The 4065-nt window shown below is 60.8% G+C and carries 3 protein-coding genes and 1 rRNA gene; all 4 read left to right on the top strand.

The window, feature by feature from the left end:
* Positions 1–74: ribosomal RNA gene (rrf, locus tag AB4Z38_RS25440) — 5S ribosomal RNA — on the top strand; the annotation flags it as partial.
* 336 nt (positions 75–410) lie between these two features.
* A complete protein-coding gene (locus tag AB4Z38_RS25435; protein ID WP_441432293.1) occupies positions 411–1130 on the top strand; it encodes a GntR family transcriptional regulator in 720 nt (239 codons plus the stop codon).
* Between the two features lie 85 nt (positions 1131–1215).
* Complete coding sequence (locus tag AB4Z38_RS25430; protein ID WP_441432292.1) at positions 1216–2376, top strand: CaiB/BaiF CoA transferase family protein; 1161 nt, start codon at positions 1216–1218, stop codon at positions 2374–2376.
* Positions 2377–2406: 30 nt separating this feature from the next.
* Positions 2407–3567: an acyl-CoA dehydrogenase family protein gene (locus AB4Z38_RS25425; protein WP_441432291.1), complete on the top strand. Its 1161-nt coding sequence runs from the start codon at positions 2407–2409 to the stop codon at positions 3565–3567.
* Positions 3568–4065 lie beyond the last annotated feature (498 nt).

Raw genomic sequence — 4065 nt, 5'->3', positions numbered from 1 at the left:
ACCCGGAAGCTAAGACCCACAGCGCCGATGGTACTGCACCCGGGAGGGTGTGGGAGAGTAGGACACCGCCGGACAACCATTAACGGTCCAGGCCCCGACACCACATGTCGGGGCCTGACCCATTTAACACCCCAACCCAAACAGACCCCAGCCCACCCATGACCCGGAAAACCCCAACCCCGGCTCACCTATCAACGGCCGCGGGCCAACCCCCGCTCACCTATCAACCGTTGCGGGCCAACGCCGGCTCACCTATCAACGGTTGCGGGCCAACGCCGGCTCACCTATCAACCGTTGCGGGCCAACGCCGGCTCACCTATCAACCGTTGCGGGCAAACCCCCGCTCACCAATGACCCGGTTTCCACCAATGCAGGTTCACGTAGACCCGTACAATATCAGGATGAGTAGCATGCAACAGGTTACTCCCGGAGTGTCTCTGACAGCGCAGGCCACAAATATGCTGCGGGCGGCAATCACGTCCGGCGAGATGACGCCCGGGGAGCACTATTCCGCGATCGGGCTAGCCGAGAGACTCGGCGTGTCCAGGACGCCGGTACGTGAGGCCCTGCAGCTACTCGAAAAGGAGGGCATTGTCCGGATCGAGAAGAACCGCGGTGTCCGGGTCCTGCAGATTTCACTTGATGAGATTGTGCAGATCTTCCAGATCCGAATTCTTCTTGAGCCCCCGGCAGCGGCTCGGGCCGCCGAGGTCGTCACCAAGGATGACCTCGAGCATTTCCGGGTGCTGCACGGGCGCATCCTGGATGCTGCAGCCGGCGATGATGGTCCCGGCACCCTGCAGGCGGACAAGGAATTCCACTTGTTTCTCATGGGCTTGGCGGGCAATCCCCGGCTGATGGCGCTGGATGGGGAACTCCGCAATCTCGTTCTCGCGCAAGGCTTGGTGACCATCCCTTCAATCCGAAGCAGCCAGGACTTGGCCGACGACCGTCGAGGCATTCTCGAAGCGTTGGAGGGACGGGACCCTCAAGCTGCGTCGACGGCGGTTCGAGAACATGTCACCCGCACCGCCCGGCTTCTCATTGCAGGTGTTTGCGCGAAGACGCCTGGACTGTCCGCCGATGCGTATCTGGCGAAGCTGGATCAACTGATGCAATTCCGCGGCTGACTCCGATACGACGAAGAATTGTTTACACGCCGGAGACATTCCCTTAGAGTTGCATGCAACATACAACCATCAAAGGAGATGTGTCGTGACGTCCACAGTGGGCAGCCCCCGCGGTCTGCCACAGCCCTTGGCTGGTATACGGATCGCGGACTTTTCGCGGGTTCTTGCCGGTCCGTTGTGCTCCATGATGTTGGCCGACTACGGTGCCGAGGTCATCAAGATCGAAGGTCCTGCCGGCGACGATACCCGGGCGTGGATCCCGCCTGTGGAAGCCGATGGGACCGGCACCTATTTTGCAAGCGTCAACCGGAACAAGAAATCCGTTGTCGCCGATCTCAAGTCCGATGAGGGGTTGAGCTATGCCCGTGCCCTCGTGGCCGGATGCGACATCGTCATCGAAAACTTCCGTCCTGGCGTCATGACGAAATTCGGTCTGGATTATCAGACCGTCTCCGAGAGCCGGCCGGACATCGTCTACTGTTCAATCTCGGGCTTCGGGGCCGGCGCCGGCGCAGATCTGCCCGGCTATGACCTGCTAGTGCAGGCGCTTGGCGGTCTGATGAGCATCACTGGCAACCCGGAAGGAGAACCAAGCAAGGTCGGGGTTGCCCTAGTCGACGTCCTCACTGGACAGAATGCCGTAGCGGGGATCCTGATGGCGCTGCGGCTGCGCGACGCCACAGGGACCGGCCAACAGGTGCAGGTCAACCTCCTCTCCTCGCTCCTTGCAGCCCTGGTGAACCAGGGCGCGGCCGCCTTGGCAACGGGCAATTCGCCTGGCAGGCTGGGCAATGCACACCCCAGCATCGCCCCCTATGAGACATTCCGCACTGGCGGCGGCACGCTCGCCATCGCGGTCGGCAACGACCGGCAGTTTGCGGCCCTGGCGTCAGTTCTAGGGCTCAGGGGTTTGTCCGAGCAAGCGAGATTCCTCACCAACGAACGCAGAGTAGCGTCCCGTGAGGAGCTTCGGATTGTGATCGAGGCTGCCCTCCATGCTGACACTGCTGCGAGTTGGCAAAGGAAGTTGCTCGCCGCGAGTGTTCCTGCGGGCAGGGTCAACAGCGTCGGCGAGGCCTTCGAACTGGCTGAGAGCCTGGGGCTGGAGCCGTCAATCGTTGTCACTGATCCCTCCACAGGCCGGGAGTCCAGGCAGCTTGCCAACCCCATCCGGCTGTCCGCAGCAGCACCGAACTATCGGCAAGTTCCCCCGGCCCTTGGTGAGCACCAAGGGTCCACCTTCTAATCCCCAAACACTTCCGTGAAAGGCGCATAATTGTCCGATATCAGCGATCTGATTGATTTTGATTCCCTCCTTAGCGCGGATGAACGTGCGCTGCGCGATTCGGTGCGCGCCTTCGTGGATAGCGAAATCAGGCCACACATCGCAACCTGGTATGAAAAGGCCATTTTCCCGCTGGACCTTGTCCCCGAACTCGCCAAATTGGGCCTACTCGGCATGCACCTGAACGGCTACGGCTGCGCCGGCCGATCCGCCGTCGACTACGGCCTGGCTGGAGCGGAACTTGAGGCTGGGGATTCCGGGTTGCGCACTTTCGTCTCGGTGCAGGGCTCGTTGGCGATGAGCGCGATCTACAAGCACGGTTCGGATGAACAGAAAGCCGAATGGTTGCCGGCGATGGCGGCGGGGGAAGTGATCGGCTGCTTCGGACTCACGGAACCCACGGCGGGATCGGATCCGGGTGGCATGACTACGTTTGCAAACCGCGACGGAGGCGACTGGATCCTGAACGGATCAAAACGCTGGATAGGCCTGGCGTCGGTAGCCAAAGTCGCCATCATCTGGGCCCAGACCGACGGCGGTGTCCGCGGCTTTGTAGTCCCTACCGGGACCCCTGGATTCACGGCTACGCCGATTGAGCCGAAACTGTCCATGCGAGCCTCCATCCAATGCGACATCGAATTGTCCAATCTGCGACTACCCGAGAGTGCGGTGCTGCCGAACGTCGTCGGGCTCAAAGGCCCCTTCTCCTGCCTGAACGAGGCGCGCTACGGAATCATCTGGGGCGCCATGGGCGCCGCCCGCGATGCGTTCGAGGTAGCCCTCGACTACTCCAAGGGACGCCTGCAGTTTGGCAGACCGCTGGCCGGTTACCAGCTGACCCAGCAGAAGTTGGTTGACATGGCTCTGGAGATCAACAAGGGATTCCTCCTCGCCCTGCACCTCGGGCGCAAGAAGGACGCCGGCACGTTGCAACCGGACCAGATCTCGGTCGGCAAACTGAACAACTGCCGCGAAGCCATCAAGATTGCGCGCGAAGCCAGGACGATCCTCGGCGGCAATGGAATCACGCTGGACCACTCACCCTTGCGGCACGCTAACAACTTGGAATCCGTTCGCACCTATGAAGGCACCGACGAAGTCCATACCCTCATCTTGGGTAGCAAGCTCACCGGCATAGCTGCCTTCCGTTAGGCGGGGCCCGACGGCGGAACCCGCGTTCCGCCGTCGACGACACCGCGGCGATCAGGCCCTGTCGGGCAGCCGGAGCTGAGGGGAAATAGCGGGGCGTCAATGCTGGATTTGCGCGGTGTACTGAAGCCGTGTAATGTCTTCTAAGTCGCCGCGAGGGAGACAGCCTAGAGCTGGGAACCACGGGTGGCCACCCCTTCGAATTGAGCCTAGAACGGCTGGTGCTTTGTGCGCCGCAATTCGAGGGGAATTCGAATTGTTGCCCTCAAATTGGTTGAAATACTGATTTGCAAAGTGGTAACAGTTCGGGTAAGTTTGGAAAGTTGCTCCGGAGCGATCCTGGATCCTTGGTTGGGTGTGGGTGGTGCCGGGTGTGTCTGTTGTTTGAGAACTCAATAGTGTGCCAAGTTTGTTGATACCGATTTGTTTTTATGAATTGGTTGTTTTGGCTGGTCCTGTGTCACCTCCGTGGTGCGGGGCTGGTTTTTTACAGCTGGTTTC

This window comes from Arthrobacter sp. 2RAF6, assembly GCF_052115205.1.
Lineage (GTDB): Bacteria > Actinomycetota > Actinomycetes > Actinomycetales > Micrococcaceae > Arthrobacter.
The sequence above is the reverse complement of the archived record's forward strand: the minus strand, read 5'-3'. Positions and strand labels throughout refer to the sequence as shown.

What these genes read in the sequence shown, in the direction of transcription:
- AB4Z38_RS25435 (WP_441432293.1), top strand. Translation starts at nt 411, where the DNA reads ATGCAACAGGTTACTCCCGGAGTGTCTCTGACAGCGCAGGCCACAAAT.